Genomic DNA, 690 nt, shown 5'->3' with positions numbered 1-690 from the left:
ACTGACAATCGCCCCATTTCGTCAACTGACAATCGGATCCCCCACCCGAAAACGTCAGTTGACGAAATGGAATCAGTGCAGGTCACCCCCGCGATTCCGGCGCCTGCTCCGCTGCCCGATCCGCCGGCGGTCGAGCCGGTCGTGCACCCTGGGCCTGCTCCGGTGCCGTTGCTCAAGCCCGGGCGCCGACGCGTTGGCATGACGGCGTCGGCCATACCGCTGCCGGAGCCGGACTGGGACGAGCGGTTGGAGTACTGGGAGAAGCGGGGAGTGCCGGCGGACGGAGCGCGGCCGGATGTGGATCCGAGGGGATGGCTGCGGGCCTTCGACTCGGACGATGAGCGGCAGCAGCAGGCCACCCTCTTCGAGGGCCAGGAGCAGGACGGCGTGTAGTCCCCGCCTCTGGACGACGCGCTCATCAGCCACAGCGAGAGGTGCACCGACCCGGAGGGACCATGGCGGGCCCAGACGGAGCGCGGCAGCTGCTGCCCCCCATCAGCCGCGACCGGGCGGTGCGGTCGCCTCACGCTCGGTTCGGGTCGACGGCGGGGGTACGGTCCGCGCTCAACTCGGTGCCGGCGCTCGCCCGGCGGCCAGCCACCCACCGATCCCCCTCCGCCGCTGGCTGCTTGTCCAGCCCGTGCAGCCCGGTAGCCGCGATGCCAGGTGGCCGCGCATGCTTACGGCGGG

The 690-nt window shown here is 71.3% G+C and carries 1 protein-coding gene; it reads left to right on the top strand.

The genetic code is table 11. From position 1 onward, the window contains the following. Positions 1-198 precede the first annotated feature (198 nt). A complete protein-coding gene (locus G3I78_RS46645) occupies positions 199-393 on the top strand; it encodes a hypothetical protein (RefSeq protein WP_164436663.1) in 195 nt (64 codons plus the stop codon). Positions 394-690 lie beyond the last annotated feature (297 nt).

Origin of the sequence: Streptomyces sp. SID13726 (assembly GCF_010548375.1) — a bacterium.
In the GTDB taxonomy this organism is placed as follows: Bacteria; Actinomycetota; Actinomycetes; order Streptomycetales; family Streptomycetaceae; genus Streptomyces.
Note: the sequence above shows the minus strand (reverse complement) of the source record. Positions and strands in the feature narration are given on the sequence as shown.

Bases quoted from the DNA above. Each gene is read 5' to 3' on its own strand.
- G3I78_RS46645 (WP_164436663.1), top strand. From the start codon at position 199: ATGACGGCGTCGGCCATACCGCTGCCGGAGCCGGACTGGGACGAGCGG.